The organism is Kitasatospora sp. NPDC089509 (assembly GCF_044749365.1).
GTDB lineage: Bacteria > Actinomycetota > Actinomycetes > Streptomycetales > Streptomycetaceae > Kitasatospora.
Genome location: NZ_JBIVHS010000003.1, coordinates 116,264 through 132,836 on the forward strand (window position 1 = coordinate 116,264; position 16,573 = coordinate 132,836).

The 16,573-nt window shown below is 73.2% G+C and carries 18 protein-coding genes; 7 read left to right on the plus strand and 11 right to left on the minus strand.

What is annotated here, in order from left to right; all coding sequences use genetic code 11:
• Positions 1 to 13: 13 nt before the first annotated feature.
• Genes ACIP4P_RS06805 through ACIP4P_RS06815 form a run of 3 tightly spaced genes read right to left on the minus strand, consistent with a single transcriptional unit; the run spans position 14 to position 2,738 of the window.
• The gene (locus tag ACIP4P_RS06805; protein ID WP_400915491.1) at positions 14 to 907 is read right to left on the minus strand and encodes an SAM-dependent methyltransferase; all 894 of its coding nucleotides are present in this window, start codon (positions 905 to 907) and stop codon (positions 14 to 16) included.
• Positions 904 to 1,638: a cysteine hydrolase family protein gene (locus tag ACIP4P_RS06810; protein WP_400915492.1), complete on the minus strand. Its 735-nt coding sequence runs from the start codon at positions 1,636 to 1,638 to the stop codon at positions 904 to 906. Before ACIP4P_RS06810 ends, ACIP4P_RS06805 begins: the two co-directional genes overlap by 4 nt.
• A complete protein-coding gene (locus tag ACIP4P_RS06815) occupies positions 1,635 to 2,738 on the minus strand; it encodes an isocitrate/isopropylmalate family dehydrogenase (protein ID WP_400915494.1) in 1,104 nt (367 codons plus the stop codon). The genes ACIP4P_RS06810 and ACIP4P_RS06815 overlap by 4 nt, the downstream gene beginning before the upstream one ends.
• Positions 2,739 to 3,249: 511 nt before the next feature.
• Here ACIP4P_RS06815 and ACIP4P_RS06820 point away from each other — a divergent pair.
• The 3 genes from ACIP4P_RS06820 to ACIP4P_RS06830 are packed head-to-tail and all read left to right on the plus strand — an operon-like array spanning position 3,250 to position 6,129.
• Positions 3,250 to 3,486: a ferredoxin gene (locus ACIP4P_RS06820; protein WP_400915496.1), complete on the plus strand. Its 237-nt coding sequence runs from the start codon at positions 3,250 to 3,252 to the stop codon at positions 3,484 to 3,486.
• Complete coding sequence (locus ACIP4P_RS06825) at positions 3,476 to 4,843, plus strand: NAD(P)/FAD-dependent oxidoreductase (protein WP_400915497.1); 1,368 nt, start codon at positions 3,476 to 3,478, stop codon at positions 4,841 to 4,843. Before ACIP4P_RS06820 ends, ACIP4P_RS06825 begins: the two co-directional genes overlap by 11 nt.
• Before the next feature lie 47 nt (positions 4,844 to 4,890).
• A complete protein-coding gene (locus ACIP4P_RS06830) occupies positions 4,891 to 6,129 on the plus strand; it encodes a cytochrome P450 (protein ID WP_400915498.1) in 1,239 nt (412 codons plus the stop codon).
• Positions 6,130 to 6,173: 44 nt separating this feature from the next.
• Here the strand turns inward: ACIP4P_RS06830 and ACIP4P_RS06835 are convergent, their stop codons facing one another.
• From ACIP4P_RS06835 to ACIP4P_RS06845, 3 genes are all read right to left on the minus strand, one after another.
• Positions 6,174 to 6,794 carry a hypothetical protein gene (locus tag ACIP4P_RS06835; protein WP_350517291.1) on the minus strand — a complete coding sequence of 207 codons (621 nt, stop codon included), beginning with the start codon at positions 6,792 to 6,794 and terminating at the stop codon, positions 6,174 to 6,176.
• Positions 6,795 to 9,203 carry a type II toxin-antitoxin system prevent-host-death family antitoxin gene (locus ACIP4P_RS06840; RefSeq protein ID WP_400915500.1) on the minus strand — a complete coding sequence of 803 codons (2,409 nt, stop codon included), beginning with the start codon at positions 9,201 to 9,203 and terminating at the stop codon, positions 6,795 to 6,797.
• A gap of 146 nt (positions 9,204 to 9,349) precedes the next feature.
• Positions 9,350 to 9,502, minus strand: coding sequence for a hypothetical protein (locus ACIP4P_RS06845; protein ID WP_400915501.1), 153 nt, complete (start codon positions 9,500 to 9,502; stop codon positions 9,350 to 9,352).
• A gap of 90 nt (positions 9,503 to 9,592) precedes the next feature.
• On the opposite strand from ACIP4P_RS06845, the gene ACIP4P_RS06850 reads away from it, so the two are divergent.
• Together ACIP4P_RS06850 and ACIP4P_RS06855 are read left to right on the plus strand one after the other, a co-directional pair.
• Entirely contained in the window at positions 9,593 to 10,258 is a 666-nt protein-coding gene (locus ACIP4P_RS06850; protein WP_400915502.1) for an ArsR/SmtB family transcription factor, read from the plus strand.
• Positions 10,255 to 11,592, plus strand: coding sequence for an MFS transporter (locus tag ACIP4P_RS06855; protein ID WP_400915504.1), 1,338 nt, complete (start codon positions 10,255 to 10,257; stop codon positions 11,590 to 11,592). The genes ACIP4P_RS06850 and ACIP4P_RS06855 overlap by 4 nt, the downstream gene beginning before the upstream one ends.
• A gap of 93 nt (positions 11,593 to 11,685) precedes the next feature.
• On the opposite strand, the gene ACIP4P_RS06860 is transcribed toward ACIP4P_RS06855, so the two are convergent.
• The 5 genes from ACIP4P_RS06860 to ACIP4P_RS06880 form a co-directional block, all read right to left on the minus strand.
• On the minus strand, positions 11,686 to 12,330 hold the full coding sequence (locus tag ACIP4P_RS06860) for an HAD family hydrolase (RefSeq protein WP_400915506.1): 645 nt from the start codon (positions 12,328 to 12,330) through the stop codon (positions 11,686 to 11,688).
• A gap of 72 nt (positions 12,331 to 12,402) precedes the next feature.
• Positions 12,403 to 13,047: a VC0807 family protein gene (locus ACIP4P_RS06865; protein ID WP_400915508.1), complete on the minus strand. Its 645-nt coding sequence runs from the start codon at positions 13,045 to 13,047 to the stop codon at positions 12,403 to 12,405.
• Positions 13,044 to 13,679 (minus strand): TetR/AcrR family transcriptional regulator, encoded by a 636-nt coding sequence (locus ACIP4P_RS06870; RefSeq protein WP_400915510.1) that lies wholly within the window; start codon positions 13,677 to 13,679, stop codon positions 13,044 to 13,046. The genes ACIP4P_RS06865 and ACIP4P_RS06870 overlap by 4 nt, the downstream gene beginning before the upstream one ends.
• A 315-nt stretch (positions 13,680 to 13,994) precedes the next feature.
• Complete coding sequence (locus tag ACIP4P_RS06875) at positions 13,995 to 14,060, minus strand: DUF6368 family protein (protein ID WP_400916393.1); 66 nt, start codon at positions 14,058 to 14,060, stop codon at positions 13,995 to 13,997.
• Between the two features lie 73 nt (positions 14,061 to 14,133).
• Positions 14,134 to 14,853: an ABATE domain-containing protein gene (locus ACIP4P_RS06880; RefSeq protein ID WP_400915512.1), complete on the minus strand. Its 720-nt coding sequence runs from the start codon at positions 14,851 to 14,853 to the stop codon at positions 14,134 to 14,136.
• A gap of 109 nt (positions 14,854 to 14,962) precedes the next feature.
• Here ACIP4P_RS06880 and ACIP4P_RS06885 point away from each other — a divergent pair, with 109 nt between their 5' ends.
• Both ACIP4P_RS06885 and ACIP4P_RS06890 read left to right on the plus strand, forming a co-directional pair.
• A complete protein-coding gene (locus ACIP4P_RS06885) occupies positions 14,963 to 15,706 on the plus strand; it encodes a metallophosphoesterase (RefSeq protein WP_400915514.1) in 744 nt (247 codons plus the stop codon).
• A complete protein-coding gene (locus ACIP4P_RS06890) occupies positions 15,703 to 16,368 on the plus strand; it encodes a LysE family translocator (protein ID WP_400915515.1) in 666 nt (221 codons plus the stop codon). The genes ACIP4P_RS06885 and ACIP4P_RS06890 overlap by 4 nt, the downstream gene beginning before the upstream one ends.
• The last annotated feature ends 205 nt before the right edge of the window (positions 16,369 to 16,573 follow it).

The following is a 16,573-nucleotide window of genomic DNA, read 5'->3' on the forward strand; positions in this document are numbered from 1 at the left end:
AGGTGAACGGAGATCAGGTCGGTGCGAGCTTGGTGGCGAAGACCCATCGGTTGGCGGCCAGGGAGTCGTCGCGCTCCGGACGGGGCGCGCGGGGGTGGAGGGCCGCGAAGTCGAACGGGGTGCGGACGCGGGTGAGCCAGCCGCGTTCGACGAGGTCGGCCGCGGTGTCGGGGCGGGGGCCGGCGGCGAAGAGGGCGAGCAGGTCGATGCCGATGTGCTCCCGGGCGGCGGTGTAGGTCGCGCCGGCGCGGACGGCGGTGCTCTCCAGGTCGAGTTTGACCTCGTAGGCGAGGGTGCTGCCGGGGGCGCTGAGCCGGTCGAGCGCGTCGATCAGGCGGCACTCGGCCGCGGCCGGGAGGTAGAGCAGCAGTCCCTCGGCGATCCAGGCGACCGGCGCGGCCGGGTCGAGTCCGGCCGCGGCCAGGGCCTGCGGCCAGTCGTCGACCAGGTCGGCGGCGACGGTCCGGCGGTCCGCGGACGGCTCCGCACCGAGGGCGTCGAGGACCTGCTGCTTGTAGGCGAGGACTTCGGGTCGGTCGAGCTCCCACACCGTCGTACCGGCGGGCCACGCCAGCCGGTGTGCGCGGGAGTCCAACCCCGCCCCGAGCAGCACCACTTGGCGGATGCCGGAGTGGGCCGAGGCCAGGAGGTGGTCGTCCAGTACGCGGGTGCGCAGCGCGAAGTAGGCCGCCAGCCGGCCCCAGAGCGGGTCGGCGGGGGACACCTGCGCCGGGTGCAGCGGCCAGTCGGCGCAGCCGGGGGCGGCCCGGACGAAGTGTTCGGCGTAGGAGTCGCGGGACATCGCGTCGGGCCGGTGGGCCTCGACCGCCCGGGCCGCGGCGACGAGCAGGGCGGTACGGCCGACTCCGGCCCCGATGCCCCGGTCGGTGCCGGCGGGGGTGCTCATCGGTCGCCTCCTGCCGTTGTGGGCGCCTCGGCCGTCCGTGCCGTTGGTGCCGCCCATGCCGTCGGTGCGAGGGCGGGGTCGGCGGGGTCGGCGGGTTCGAGGTCGGCGAGTGTGGTGATGCGTGCGCCGTACACGCGGGCCATGAAGCGCAGGATGTCGGTGTCCGCGAGGTGGAGCGCGGTGGTGCAGTCGCGCAGCACCGTGAGGTGGAAGCCCCGCTGGAACGCGGTCCGGGCCGTGGAGTCCACGCAGACGTCCGTGAAGAGGCCGACCAGCACCAGGTGTTCGATGCCGCGCCGCCGCAGGTGCGGCTCGAACTCCGGGTCCAGGAAGGCGTCGAAGCAGGCCCGCTTGGTGAACTCGGCCTCGCCGGGCAGCGGACGCACCGCGTGGTAGTCGGCGCCCCAGGTTCCTTCCAGGCACTTCGGGCTCTTGCCGAGCTCGGCGTCCCGTCGCCGCCAGGCGGCGCCCTGGTGGGTGAGGTCGCCGAGGAAGCGGACGAACAGCACCTCGATGCCGTGGGCCCGGGCCGTCGCGACCGCCTGGGCGCACCGGGCGGCGGTCCCGGTCAGCCGGGCCGGGTCGCCCGGGAAGCGGGCCGCGGCCACCGGTCCGGCGCAGAAGTCGTTCTGGAGGTCCACGACGACCAGGGCCGTGGCGGAGCCGCTCGGGCCGGTCGTACCGACGGGCGGCACGACGGGCGGCACGGCGGGGCCGAGGGATCCGCTCACCGCAGTGACCCGGCGGCCGGCGAGAGCGGTCCGGCGGGTGCGGGCCCGGCGGCGGGTGGGTCGAGTTCGGCCATGAGTTCCTCCACCACCTGCGTCGTGGAGGACTTCCCTCCGAGGTCAGCGGTCATGACCCCGCGGGCGTGGACGGCGTTCAGGCCCGATTCCACGGCCGCCGTCGCCCCCGGACAGGCACCGTACCGTTCGGCGATCCGGGCGGCGGCCCGGATCGTGGCGACCGGGTTGACCAGGTCACGGCCGGCCAGGTCGTCGGCCGAGCCGTGGACGGTCTGGTACTCCGTAAGCCCGTGCAGTTCCGGGGCGAGGTACGTGTTCTCGGTGCACCGGTTCTCCTGCCGTTCGGAGCCGTACCGGTCGAGCAGCACCACGTGCATGATGTCCGCCCACTCGTTCCCCGCCACCAGGACCGTGCGGTCCTCGGGCCCGTGGGCTATCAGGTTCCGGTTCACCGTGTCCGGCTGGAAGACGCCGATGTCCACGCCGAGTTCGGCGGACAGGCCGGCCGTCCAGTCGTCCAGTGCTCCGTCCAGGAGGTGGTACTTGTAGGCCATCAGCACCCGCGACGGTCCTTCGGTCGGCCATTGCTCACGGGCCGCGCGTACGGCGTGCCGCACCACCTGCTCGGTGACGGCGCGGCTGAACTCCATGGTGCGCACGACCCGCCCCGGGGTGTGCCGGTTCTCACCGGTGTAGAAGCCCTGCGCCTGGTCCCGGATCAGCAGCAGCCTGGCGCCGTGCGCGGTGAGTTCCTCCGTCTTGACGGCGGTGAGCCGCTGCCGGACGAGGTAGAGCGACTGGGCGTTGACGGCGGTGCGGAACACCACCCGGACGCCCGCCGCCGCCTGGTCACGGCAGAAGCGCTCGTAGTGGTCGGCGTCCTGTTCGGTGAGGAGGGCGGCCTGCCCGGTGCCGCCGGCTTCGGCGCGCAGCGAGGCGTAGGAGTGGTATATCCGGGGCGAGCGGACCAACTCGGCCTCCACGCCGTGCAGTTGGACGATCCGGTGCAGGACGCGTTCGAAGACCGTGGCGAGTTCGGGTCCGGTGCCCCGTCCGACGGCCAGGCCGATCTGTACGGTGTCCATGCGGGCTTCCTCTGGTCGGCGACGGATGGTGCGGGCGTGAGCCGGTACCGCGGCGGGAGCGACGGGGCGCCCGCAGTCGCCGCCCGGCCCCGGTGGGCGCCCTGACGCGCTCGGGGCGCGCGACAGGGGCGCGGAGGAGCTGCGGAGCGCCGACTGGGTGCTTCCTTCCCAGGTGCCGCGCCGGGACACTCCAAGATCAGGACAGTGGCGCGGACCCGCGTAAACCCTTCCGCCACAGGCTTCCTTCGTGCACGAGGCACAATCGGCCCGGCCACGGCCACCGCCTGACGCCGGTGACCGTCGGGGACGGGTCGGTCACGCAGAGCCCATGAGTGGCCTGACTGGGTCTTGCCCGTCACCGTTTCCTGTGGGTCGGCGCCGGGGGCGTCGCACAGGGTTCCCCTCCGCGCCGTTGCGGGACCGTGCCGCGACCCCTCCGCCGGAGTACCCCCGGGCGCGCGGCCGGGGCGGCGACGGTAGGACGGATACGGACCGACCGGGAGGAGCGAGCATGAAGATCGTCGTCGACCTCAACCGCTGCCAGGGTTACGCGCAGTGCGCGTTCCTCGCGCCCGGGGTGTTCGAGCTGCACGGCGAGGAGGCCCTGATGTACACCCCCCAGCCCCCCAGTGACCAGAGGGAACGCGTCCTGCGGGCCGCCGTGGCGTGCCCCGTGCAGGCCATCCTGGTCGAGGACGGCGCTGCGGGCCCGGCCTCGGGCGAGGAGGGCCGCTCCGGTGTCCGTTGACCTGCGCGGCGGCCGGATCGTCGTCGTCGGCGCCTCGCTCGCCGGGCTGCGCGCCGCGGAGACGCTGCGCGACAAGGGCTTCGAAGGGCGGCTGACCGTCGTCGGCGAGGAGCACCTCCCCCCGTACGACCGCCCGCCGCTGTCCAAGCAGGTGCTGCTGGGGCGGGTGCGCGCCGAGGAGACCGCGCTGCCGCGCCGTCGCGAGGTAGACGCGCACTGGCGCCTCGGCGTCCGCGCGACCGGCCTGGACGGGGCCGCCCGGGAAGTGCTGCTCGCGGACGGCGAGCGGCTGCCCTACGACCGGCTGCTCATCGCGACGGGCACCCGGGCCCGGCCCTGGCCGAACCCCGCGGAAGCCGCCCTGGACGGGGTGGTCACCCTGCGCACCGCCGAGGACGCGGCCGGCCTGGCCGAACGCCTGGCGGCCGGCCCGCGACGGGTGCTGGTGATCGGCGCCGGGTTCACCGGCTCCGAGATCGCCTCCGCCTGCCGGGAACGCGGCCTGCCGGTGACGGTGGCGGAGCGCGGTCCCGCCCCGCTGGTCGGCGCCCTCGGCGGAGCCTTCGGGGCCTTCGCGGCCGGTGTCCAGCGCGCCCACGGGGTCGACCTGCGCTGCGGCGTGACCGTCACCGCGCTCGACGGCCGGGCGGGCCGGCTCACCGGCGCCGTGCTCTCCGACGGCAGCCGGATCGAGGCGGACGTCGCCGTGGTCGCCCTGGGGGCCGTGCGCAACACCGAGTGGCTGGCCGACTCCGGGCTCGCCGCCGGTCCGCGCGGCGTCGCCTGCGACGCGGGCTGCCGCGCCTTCGACATGTACGGGATCGTCACCGACGACGTCTTCGTCGCGGGCGACGTCGCCCGCTTCCCGCACCCCCTCTTCGAGTACCAGCTGCTCTCCCTCGAACACTGGGGCAACGCGGTCGCCCAGGCCGAGGTGGCCGCGCACAACATGGTCAACCCGGGACCGCGACGGCTGCCGCACCTGAGCGTGCCCGCCTTCTGGTCCAGCCAGTTCGGCCTCAACATCAAGTCCGTGGGCGTGCCGACCTTCTCCGACCACGTGATGGTCGCCCAGGGCTCGCCGCAGGAGCGGCGTTTCGTCGCGGTCTACGGGTACCGGGGCCGGATCACGGCCGCCGTGAGCGTGAACCGGGGCAAGTGGCTGGAGCACTACCAGGGGCTGATCGAGACGGCCGCCCCGTTCCCGCCCGACTGGGACGGCGTGGAACCGCCGGCCTCCCGCACCCCCGTGCCGTCCGACGTGCCCGATCCGAAGGTGCTCTCGCACGGTCCCACCGTCGCGGTCACCGGCCACCTGCCCGACCGCCGGCTGGTCCTGCGGCGCTGGGGCGGCTGACCGCCGACCGCCCCGAGGACCACCGCCGCCACCCCGAGGAGCCCGCCATGACCGCCGCCGACACCGCTTCCACCGGCACCCCCGGCACCCTGTACAGCCGGATCACCGACTACGCCAACCGCCCCGACCCCTACCCCCTCTACGCCGAACTGCGCGAGCACGGCGTGGCCCGCCAGGACGACGGCAGCTACCTGGTCGGCACCCACCGCGAGATCGCCGCGCTGCTCCACGACCCGCGGATCAGCTCCGACCGCCGCAACCGCACCGTCCCGGACGAGGTGCAGGGCGTCCCGGTCGCCTTCATCGGCCGGGACGACCCCGAGCACGAACGGCTGCGCGCCATCGCCATGCGGCCCTTCGGCCCGCCCCACGCGCCCGGCCGGATCGACGCCATGCACGACGAGATCACCGCGATCGCCGAGGAGCTGATCGACGGGCTGCGCGGCCGCGACCGGATCGACCTCGTCGAGGACTTCGCCTATCCGCTCCCCGTCACCGTCATCTGCCGACTGCTCGGGGTCCCGCGCGAGGACGAACCCCGGTTCCACACCTGGTCCGAGACGCTGATCGAGGGCTTCGACCCCACGCCCGGCACCGACCCGGCCGAGCGCCAGCGCGTGGCCCTCCAGGCCCGCACGGAGATGGGGCTGTACCTCGGCGAACTCGCCGAGGCCCGCCGCGGCAAGCCCTCCGACGACATGCTCTCCGCCTTCGTCAACGACCCGGGCCCGGACGGCGGCTTCACCCCGACGGAGCTGATGGCCACCGCCGTGCTGCTGCTCATCGCCGGGCACGAGACCACCGTCAACCTGATCACCAACAGCGCGCTCACCCTGCTGCGCCACCCCGACGCCCTCCAACTGATGCGCGAACGGCCCGAGTTGATGCCGGGCATGGTGGAGGAGGTGCTGCGCTACGAACCCCCGGTCCAGCTGCTGCCGCAGCGCACCGCACTGACCGACGTCGAGGTCGCCGGGGTCACCGTCCCCAAGGGCCAGCCGCTGATCCTGGTCCTCGCCGCCGGCAACCGGGACCCGCTGCGGTTCCGCGACCCGGACCGCTTCGACCCCACCCGGCAGGACAACCAGCACCTCGGCTTCGGCAGCGGCGTGCACAGCTGCTTCGGCGCGCCGCTCGCCAGGATCGAGGGGCAGATCGCGCTCACCGCGCTGATCCGCCGCCTCGACAATCCCCGGCTCCTCCAGGACCCGCCCGTGTACCGCCGCAGCCCGATCCTGCGCGGGCCCCGCCACCTGCCGCTGGGCGTCTCCGGCATCACGGACTGAGCAGGGGGCTGGGTGGCGGGGGCTGGGTGGCGGGTGGCGGGTGGTCAGGCGCCGAGGCCCACGGAGGAGACGTACTGGTAGGCGCCGTAGTCGGAGTCGAGTTCGCTGATGACGTCGTCCCAGATCTCTTCGAGCTTGGTGAGGTCGCCGGTGGTGAGGGCGTCGACGCTGTCGTCCCAGATGTAGCGGGCCTGGAAGGAGCGGACGCGCAGGTTGTCGCGGCGGCGGGGTTCGTCCACGACGTCCTGGTTGACGGGGTGGATCTCGATCCGGGTGCCGCGGCCGTCGCGGTTGAGGTGGGCCTTGAGGATGGCGGGGTTGGCCAGGACGTTGGCGGCCCGCAGGTTCCAGTACGCGGTGTCGATCGCGTCCAGGTTCGCGGTGCGGGGGCGCTGGCTGCCCTTGGTCCAGGCCCGGATGGTGGCGGCGGCCGCGGTGATGCCCGCCTGGGCGAGGGCGGCGGGACCGCCCTTGTGGGTCGTCAGGTAGCGCATCCGGGCGATGAGGCCGCGACGGGTGGTGGCCGGGGACTTGATGCCGCCCTCGACGATCATGCGTTCCACCGCGTCTTCGAGGGCGCGGCCCAGGGCGACGGAGCCGTGCACGTTGCCGCGGTCGCGGTCGGCTCCGTAGCGGCCGAAGTTCTTCCAGCCGTCGGTCGACATCTAGACGCTCCGGGTGCGGGTGCGGCTGCCGGTGTGCGGCAGGGTGTACTGGTTCTTGAGCTTCAGCTGGGTGGTCAGACGGCCTTCTTCGAAGGGTCCGCCGCCGGCCTTTCGCCATTCGCCGCCGGTGACGTGGAGTTCGTCGGTCCCGCGCAGGGCGACGATCGTGAGTCCGGCCTGGTGGGCGCGCTGGGACTTGTGCCAGAGGTTCGCGAAGGCCTGGGAGCGGATGATGTGCATCCAGTCGGGTCGGCGGATGTCGCGGTTGTAGGTGGACTCCCCGATGGTGGACGCGAACTTCGCGTAGATGGCCTTGACGTACTTCTCGGTGATGGGGTCACCGGCGGTGATGGCGTCCTCGCGGGCCTGGGTGAGGACCCGGCGGAACTTCTCCAGCAGACCCTCGGACGCGCCGGAGGTCCAGGCCTGGGTGATGTGCGGGGCCTCGGCGAGGCCCAGCTTGTGACAGCGGATGAGGAGGCGCACGGTGGCGTCGTCCAGGAGCAGCGGGCCCGTCTCGTGGCGGTTGCCGATCGGGTCGGGCAGGTGGGGGTGGTGCCAGGCGGGGCGGGCGGGGAGCAGGTAGATGCCGGAGCGCTTGGGGTCGAAGCCGCCGTCGGGGCGCTGCTGGAGCGCGCCGATCGGCAGGTGGGTCTTCAACGCGCTGCAGTAGGCGGCGTTGGTGTCCAGGACGTCCACCTCGACGGGGTCGGCGGTGCCGGCTCTGAGGGCGGCCATCAGCGGGGCGTTCTCCCACTTGTGGCGGCCTTCCCAGATGTCGTCGGCGCCGTTCCGGGCCTTCTTGGAGAGGAATTCGAGGCGCTCCGGGTAGGCGGTGTGCTCGTAGGCGGCACCGACGCGGGTCGCGTCGAACAGGGCCATGCCGTTCGGGATGGCCTTCTTCTCCAGGGCCTCGGAGGCGGCCTCGGCGTCGCCGTCGTGTTCTTCCAGGGCCTGGTCGACGGCGGAGGTGATCATGTCGAGGTAGTAGCCGAGGTCCCGGCCGGTGCCGGCGTACTCGCGGTTGCGGGTGGGGGCGGCGGGCGGGGCGGGGGTCGGGGCGGTGGGCGGCGGCGTCGCCGGACGGGGCGCGGCGGTCGGGGTGGGCGCGACGGTCGGGGTGGGGGCGGTGGGTGCGGGTGCGTCGGCGGCGGGTGCCGGTGCCGGCGCGGGTACCGGCGCGGGGTCGGTGAGGCGGGCGTGGGTGAGGTCGGCGGTCAGGGTGAGGGTGGTGAGGGTACCCAAGTCCCTTTCGGTGACGGTGAGTTCGGTGCGGGCGGGGTCCCGGGGGTCACGGGTGAGGGTGAGGGTGACGTCGGCGGCCAGGGTCTGCAGGAGGGCCGGGTCGTCGCTGTCGATGGCGGCGAGGACGGGGAGGTGATGGGTGCGGGCGAGGTGCGCCAGGGCCTGGACGGCGTCGGTGAGGGCGGTGGGGCCGGACAGCGGCAGGCGGGGGTCGTGGGTGGCCTGGAGGCGGTCGACGACGAGCAGGGCCAGGTCGGGGATGTCGATGGCGGTGGAGGTGATGGCGTCGGCGTCGAGGCCGGTGCCGTCGTCGATGAACAGCGGTGCCGCGGTGAGGAGTTCGGCGGTGGTGGCGACCTGCCGACGTTCGTCGTCGGTGAGGGTGCCGGCCCGCAGGCGACGATAGTCGACGGGGGTGTGGGCGGCGATGACCCGGGCGGCGATGTCCTGGCGGGTCAGGCCGGAGGCGGCGTAGAGGACGGTGCGGTGGTGGGTGAGGGCCGTGGTGCGGGCGGCCGTGGTGGCGATGAGGCTGGATCCGGCGCCGGGGGCGCCGGCGGCCAGGTAGAAGCGGCCGGGCTGGAGGCCGCCGAGGGCGTGGTCGAGGGTGACGATCCCGGTGGGCAGGCCGGGAGGCGTGGCGGCCTGGGTGGGGTGGGACGGGGTGCCGGGGGTGGGGGTCAGGACGGCGGTCAGGGCCTGGCCGAGAGGGGCGAGCGGGCGGCGGGGTGGGGTGGGGGCTTCGGCTTCGGCTTCGGCTCCGGAACTGGCCGGGGTGGGGACGGCCGTAGAGCCGGGGGCGGCGGGCTGGTCGGTGGCGGGGACCAGAACGGCCACCGGTGTGGTGTGGCGGCGCAGGACCTGGGGCGTGCCTTCGGCGGCGGCCTGGATCAGGTCGCCGAGCTTCTTGCGTGCGTCCGCGATCCCGTGGGTGGGGGCCGTGCGGAGGTCGTGGCCGGCGGCCGCGGCCCGCTCGGGTGAGGTGAGGCGTGCACGGTGGCTGCCACGGGCGAGTTCGGCGTCCTGACCCTCCGCGGCCGACCTGATCAGCTGGGGCAGCTGGCCGCGAGCCTCGTGCAGCGTCGCCGGCACGGACCCCGCAGTGGTGGGCGAGGGGGCGGCCGTGGCCGAGGCCGGAACGGGCGGAGCAGACTCGGCGGACACCGGGACACCTTCCAGGAGCCAGGACATGACCAAAGGCACGGGCACGGGACGATCTCCCCGAGAACGGGTACACGTCCAGGGGTTTGTAACGAGAAGCGTAACGGCTCGAACCCGGCAGTGAAGCCGACGAAGGTTGTGTCCCGGGCCTACTCGGGCGGACCCCCGAAGGTGACGACCATGTAGGTCTCCCCCGGCCCCGGCGGGCGGGTCCAGGAACGGGTGGTGAAGGTGTGCAGCCGACCCTCGGTGATCGCGAACCGGGGCAGGCCCACACCGAACTCGGCCGCGATCGCCGCCAACGCCCGACGCCCGGCCGGGATGCCGGATTGCGAAGAGTTCTTCGCGAAGACATCTTTGCGAAGAACTCTTCGCGGTCTAGGGTGTGCCCTATGACAGATGCGTCGAAGAGGCCGGACGGAACGGCCGTTGAAGAGGAATCGGTCGTCCTGGATGCCAAGGGACTGCGCGCCCTGGCCCATCCGGTCCGCGTGCAACTGGTCGGCCTGCTGCGGAAGTACGGCCCGTCGACGGCCACCCGCATCGCGGAGCGGCTGGGAGTGAACTCCGGGACGGCCAGCTACCACCTGCGCCAGCTCGGTGTGGCCGGCTTCGTCGAGGAGGACGTGGAACGCGGCAACGCGCGGGAGCGCTGGTGGCGTTCGGTCCACCGGACGACGGAGCTCAGGGGCCGGGACGTGGTCGATCAGGAGCCCGAGGCCGCGCTGGCGTACCTGCAGTCCGTCGCCGGCACCTACACCCTTCGCATCCAGCAGGCGTTGAACGAGCTGCAGACGGTGCCCCGCGCCTGGCGGGGGACCTTCGACATGACCGACTGGGCCCTGCGGCTCACGCCCGAGGAAACCGTGGCCCTGCGCGAGGAGTTGAGGGACGTGATCGGCCGCTACCGGCAGGACACGCCCGAGGCGGCGGCGAGTGCGCCCGAGGGAGCCGAGCGGGTCGGTGTCATCACCCACCTCCTGCCCGAGGTGGAGACACCCGCCCCGGCACAGGTGCGCACCGGTCCCGGGACGGCGACGGAACCGGAGACGCCGTGACGGAGGAAGCCCCGGGCGTCGACGCAGCACCCGGCAGGCGGTCCTTACGGCCGCTGGGCGGGGTACTGGCCGCCATAGCCGTGTCACTGACCGGCACCCGGATCTCCGTCGTGGCGCTGCCCTGGTTCGTCCTCGTCACCACCGGCAGCGCCACCCGGACCGGACTGGTCGCGTTCTGCGAGATGGCCCCCTACGTGGTGGTCAAGGCCTTCACCGGCCCGCTGGTCGACCGGATCGGCCCGCGGGCCGTCTCCTGGACCACCGATCTGGCCAGCGCGACCGCCGCCGCCACGGTCCCCCTGCTCCACACCCTGGACCTGCTGTCCTTCCCCCTCCTCCTGGCCCTCGTCGCGCTGATCGGCGCGGCCCGGGGGCCCGGCGACCTGGCCAAGGAGGTGATGGTCCCGGAGGCGGCCGAGCGCAGCCGGGTGCCACTGGAGCGGGCCACCGGTCTGGCCGGTGTGACCGAACGGCTCGCCTCCACCGTCGGCCTGGCGGTCGGCGGATCCCTGGTGGCACTGCTCGGCCCCCTGACCGGACTCGCCGTCAACGCGGGCTGCTTCGCCCTCGGATCGGTGATCGTCAGGCTCGCGCTGCCCCGCGGCATGGGTCACCCGGTCGAGGAGGCCCCCACGCCGGCCGGGCAGACGGGACCGGGCTACTGGCAGCGGTTCGGCGAGGGCCTCACCTTCCTGCGCGGCGAACCGCTGCTGCTCACCGTCATCGTGATGGTCGGCATCACCAACCTGCTGGACGCGGCGTTCACCCCGGTGCTCGTACCCGTCTGGGCCAGGCAGTCCGGCAACGGACCGGCCGCGATCGGCCTGATGGGCGGCGTCATGGGGGCCGCGGCGGTCGGCGGGAGCCTGATCGCCGCGGTGGTCGCGCACCGGCTGCGGCGCCGGGTGACGGTTCTCACCGGCTTCCTGCTGGCCGGCGCACCGAGATTCCTGGTCCTCGCCCTCGACGCCCCGCTGGGGGTGGTCCTGGCCGTCCTCGCGGTCAGCGGGTTCGGCGCCGGCTTCGTCAACCCCGTGCTGGGTGCCGTGCTCGTCGAACGGGTGCCACGCCGGATGCTGGGCCGGGTCAACGCCCTCGGCGACTCGCTGGCCTGGGCCGGCATCCCCCTCGGCGGGCTGATCGCCGGGGCGGCGGTGACCGCTGTCGGCCTCGCCCCGGTGCTACTCGTCTGCGCCACCGCGTACTTCCTCACCACGAACCTGGCCGGACTGCGGCCGGAATGGCGCGAGATGGACCGGACGCGCGGGCGGGGCGCCCCGGAGCCGCATCCCGGCGAAGCGTTCTCCCAGGACCGTGCGAACACGGCGAGTTGACGCCTACGGGGGTTCAATTCCCGGTGTACGAGAGGGCCGCCCGTCCCCGTACTGTGCGCGGGTCCGCCGGGTCACACGCCCCACGGACCATGGTCAGCCATGGCCTTGATCCACTGTCGCGACACGTCCCAGCAGCGGGGCCAGCGCGTCGCGCAGCGTGTCCGGGTCGCGGTAGTGGACCGCGGTCATACCCACCGTGCGGGCCGCCTCGACGTTGACCGCGAGGTCGTCGACGAACAGACAGCGCCCGGGCGCGACCCCCGCGCGGGCTGCGGCGAGGTGGTAGATCGCGGGGTCCGGCTTCACCAGACCGACCCGGGAGCTGTTGACCACGTGGTCGGCCAGATCGGCCAGCCCCAGCCGGTCGAGGTCCTGGTCCAACCACGGGGTGGCGTTGCTGACCAGCACCACCGGCACCCGGTCACGGACCTGCCGGACCAGGGCCACCACCTCCGCGTCGACCCGTGAGGGCGCCTGGGCGAACGCGTCGGCCAGCTCCCGGGCCCGCACTGCGGAGACCTGCCGGGCCAGCGCGGCGGCGATGGCAGTGGCCCATTCGGCCCGGGTGATCCGGCCGAGCAGCAGCGGAAGGTCCTGCTCGGGGGCGAAGGCGATGTCCGCAACGGTGCCCGCGGCCAGCCCGGCCGCCTGTTCCAGCCGCGCCACCTCGGTGTAGTCGAAGGAACGGATCACACCGTCGATGTCGCAGAGCAGCGCGCCGGGCGTTCCGGGGTCCATGGGATCGATGGAGTCCATGGGATCTATGGGGTCCATGGGGTGCGATCATGCCAGGCCCCGGCGCCGAGCCGGTCAGGCCCGCAGGCCGTGGCGCTTGGTGTAGCCGAGGTGGAACAGGAACAGCGGTACGGCGATGACCGGCCAGCAGGCGTGCATGGCGGCGGGTGCGGCGTCGAGCGGCAGCAGGTGGGCGATGGCCAGTTGGGCGAGGGCGTTGAGCACGCTGGCCGCGCCCCAGACCGCGGTGAGCACCCGGAGGCCGTGCCGGAAGCCGGCGTCCTGGTGCCAGCGCGCCTCCCAGGCGCGCAGTCCGTCCTCACCCGCCTTGACCTGCACGAACGAGCGGAAGAGGACCATCAGGGCCGGGCGTCCGTAGCCGACGGAGGCGAGCAGCCAGACGCCGAGCAGTCCGCCGAGCATCCCGGTCCAGGCTTCGCGGACCAGCAGGGTGCGGGGGTCGCCGGTCAGGGCGGAGAGGACGAGACCGAGGGCGATCATGCTGAGGACGAGGAGGGCCACGAAGTCGACCCGGCGGGTGCGGGCCAGCCGGAGGAGCACGGTGACCGCCGGTACCGCGGCCGACCAGAGCAGGGACCACCACTGGTCCACACCCGCCAGGCGCAGCCCGTAGTAGACGCCGAGCGGCAGGGCGAGGTCGAGCAGCAGCGGTAACAGGGCGGCGGCGCCGGTGCGGCGGGGGACGGTGTGGAGGGTCATGCCGTGCCTCCGTTGCGGGTGGCGAGGTCGAACAGGGTGACCAGTTCGCGTCCGTAGGCGAGCGGGTCGAAGTCGTCCCCGGCGGCGAGCCGGTTGGCGGCCGCGTCGATCGAGGCGCGGATCGCGGTGGCCATCGCCTCGGCGTCGAAGGACCGGAAGGCGCCGCTGCGCTGGCCGTCACGCAGGTGCTGCACGAGCAGGGCGACGGGGGTGTCGAAGCCGGCCGTGCCGACCAGCGGGCCGCCGTCCTCCCGGCGGGCGTTGGCCAGGACGTCCACCAGGGCCCGCACCTCGACGGGGTGTTCGGCGAGGAAGGCGAGGTTGGCCTCGATGTAGGCGGCCAGCATCGCGGCCGGTTCGTGGTGGGCGCGCACCTGGGGCTGGATGGCGGTCCGGGCCTGCTCCTGGACGGTGTCGACCAGGGCCTGGAAGAGGTCCGCCTTGTCGGCGAAGTGGTAGGAGATCAGCCGCACGCTGGAGATCTTCGCCCGCTTGGCGATCTGCGCGAACGAGGCCTTGGCGTAGCCGAGTTCGGCGACGGTCTCGATGGCTGCGGCGACGATCTGGACGCGCCGCGCGTCGTTGGTGAAGCTCCATCCGGTGTCCGGGCCGGCACCACTGTTTACTCGCATGAGTAAAAAGTAACACGGGTCGGCAAGAAATGGGGCGTGCGGAACACACGACCGGGGCTCCGTACGGGTGCGCGGGCTCGCCCGGTGGTGCCGACAGTCCTTGATCCACGCGGTACGCCTGTCCGTGCGGTACGGCCGTACGACTCCGTGAAGTACGCGGCCACTTCGCGCGTGTCAGGGTCGTCGCCGGCCAACGCACGGGCTACCAGCCGACCGAGCAACTCCCAGGCCTCGATGTGGGCGCGGAGTTCGGCGAGACGCCGGTACTCGTCGTCCTCGACCGCCGCTCAAGGACCGGAACGCCCCGCCCCTGGGCTACTTGACCAGCCGGAAGCCGGGCCGGTTGATCCAGGCCCGGAGGAACTCCGCAGTGCCGAGCACCGTCGGACCCCCGGCTGATCGGATTGCGCGGGCTCAGCCGACGTCAGTCGGCTGCGGGCGGCGTCAGTCAGCGTCAGTCGGCGGCGGGCGCCGCGTGGTGGCGCTGGTAGTGGCGGGCGGCGCGGGCACGGTTGCTGCAGGAGGCCTTGCAGAACTCCTGCCGCCCATGCTCCTTGAGGAAGTAGCGGACGCAGCGGGGGGCGGTGCAGGCGCGCAGCCGGGGAAGGTCGGGGCTGCTCAGGAAGGCGATCGCCGCGCGGGCGAGCGCGGCGGGCAGGGCGGTCGACGAGCTGGGGGAGGCGGGGTGCAGGCGCGCGACGGGTTCGGTGTCCGCGGGCCAGTGGAGCCGGGGGACCACCGGGCAGTGGGCGGCGACTGTGTTCAGTCGGGCCAGCGCCTGGTCGGCCGGGGGCAGGCGGTCCGCATCGGCTCGGCTCGGCGGCGCCGGACTGACCGCCCGCGCCAACAGGGCGCGTAGCGCGGCTCGTACGGCCAGCACCTGGGTCCAGCTCGCCTCGTCGACGTCGAAGCGGACGTCGACGTCGGCGTCCATGTCGACGTCGGCGTCCATGTCGACGTCCACGTCCACGTCGAAGCGGGCAGCGGATCCGGCAGCCGTCGCCGCAGCGCCCGTTCCGGCTGCCGCGAACCCCTCCGCCGCCAGTAGCTCCTCGTGGGCCGCGACCCAGGAGGTCAGGCCGCCGACCGAGGTGAGTTCGTCTGCCACCCCGCCGTTGCCGTCATGGCGGATGGTGCTCGCCAGTTCCAGGGCCAGGTACCGACTCGTCGCCACGGGCCTTCTTCCTCTCACGCGCTCTTGATCACCGCGTCGACGATAGTCTACCGTCCCTAACGGATTGAGCCGCATTTACCGTTAGTAAGTCGGAGGGGTGTGCCACACCATGGTCCTGCTCGCACAGATCAGTGATCTCCACCTGGACGGCACCGAGCGCGCGCGCGAACGCGCCGCCCGGGTCATGGACTACCTACGGGCACTGCCGACACCGGTCGACGCCCTCCTGGTCACCGGCGACATCGCCGACCACGGGGCGTCGGCCGAGTACCGGGAAGCAGCGCACCTCCTGGCCGCGCCCTTCCCGGTGCTGACCTGTCCGGGCAACCACGACGCCCGTGGGCCGATGCGTGCCGGGCTGCTCGGCGAAGCGAGGGAGGACGGCCCGGTGAACCGTCTGCACCGGATCGGCGGCACCGCGATCCTGATGTGCGACTCCAGCGTCCCCGGCGAGGACGAGGGCCTGTTGGACCCGGAGACCATGAGCTGGCTGGCCGATTCACTGGGCGGGTTGCCCGCCGACACCCCCGCGCTGATCGCCTTTCACCACCCACCGGTGACACTGCACCACCCGCTTCCCGACTCCTACACCTTGCAGAACGGCCAGGACCTCGCCACCCTGCTGGCCGGACACCCCGAAGTGGTCGCCGTCATCACCGGGCACGCCCACACCGCCGCGGTCTCCAGCTTCGCCGGACGGCCGCTGCTGGTCGGCCCCGTCGTCACCTGGACCCTGCGCCTTCCCTGGGAGGGCGATGAACCGGCGGACCGCGACCAGCCGCCGGGGATCGCCTTTCACGTACTCGACGAACGGCACCGACTGACCACGCACTTCCGCGTGGTCCTGCCGTGACACAACTCCCCAACCAGCTGGGCCCGTTGCCACTCAAGGCCGTCATCGGCTACCTCGTGGCAGTGTTCCCGCTGATCGCCACCCCAGGCGCCAGCCTCGCCCTCCTCGCGCAACGGGTCGGCGACAGCGGACGGCGCGCGGGCCCGCCCGTCGTCCTCGGGACCGTAACCGGCCTCTACGTCCACGCGACGCTGGCCGGGCTCGGGCTCTCCGCACTGGTCATGCGCTCCAGCCAGGCCTTCACCGCAGTCCGGCTGGCCGGCGCGATCTACCTGGTCGGGCTCGGCCTCTGGACCTGGCGGACAGCCGCCGCCACCCGCCGCACCGACCGGGACACCCGGTCCCGACGCCGGCGGCAACCGCCCTGGACCGGACACTCCGCCTACCAGCAAGCACTGCTGGGCAACGTCCTCAACCCGAAAGCCGCATCGATCTTCCTGACCCTGACACCGCAGTTCCTCACGCCCCGCCAACCCGTACTACCGCAGATCCTGCTGCTCGCCACCGCGCAGGTGCTGCTGGTCGCAGCCTGGCTGCTGCTCTGGACGGTAGTGATCAGCAGCGCGGCGGCCACCCTCAACTCAGCCACGCTGCGCGCACCACTCAGGCGACTCACCGGCGCCCTCCTGGTCGCCCTCGGACTTCGGGCCGCGGCAACCTGACCCTGCCCGGCCGTCGAAGCCCAGGAGGTAGGTGCGAGAGGTCGACGAGACTGTCTCCCGTCCCGCCCCATGGGCCCCACCGTCACGCCCGGCCCCTCACGACAGCGCTCCCCCGCCGAACCGGCCGGGATCGCGTAGAAATCAGCCACCCCGTTCGCCGGCCGAGCGCCGGCCGACCACCGCGGCGGTTGCCCCCGGTGCCGCC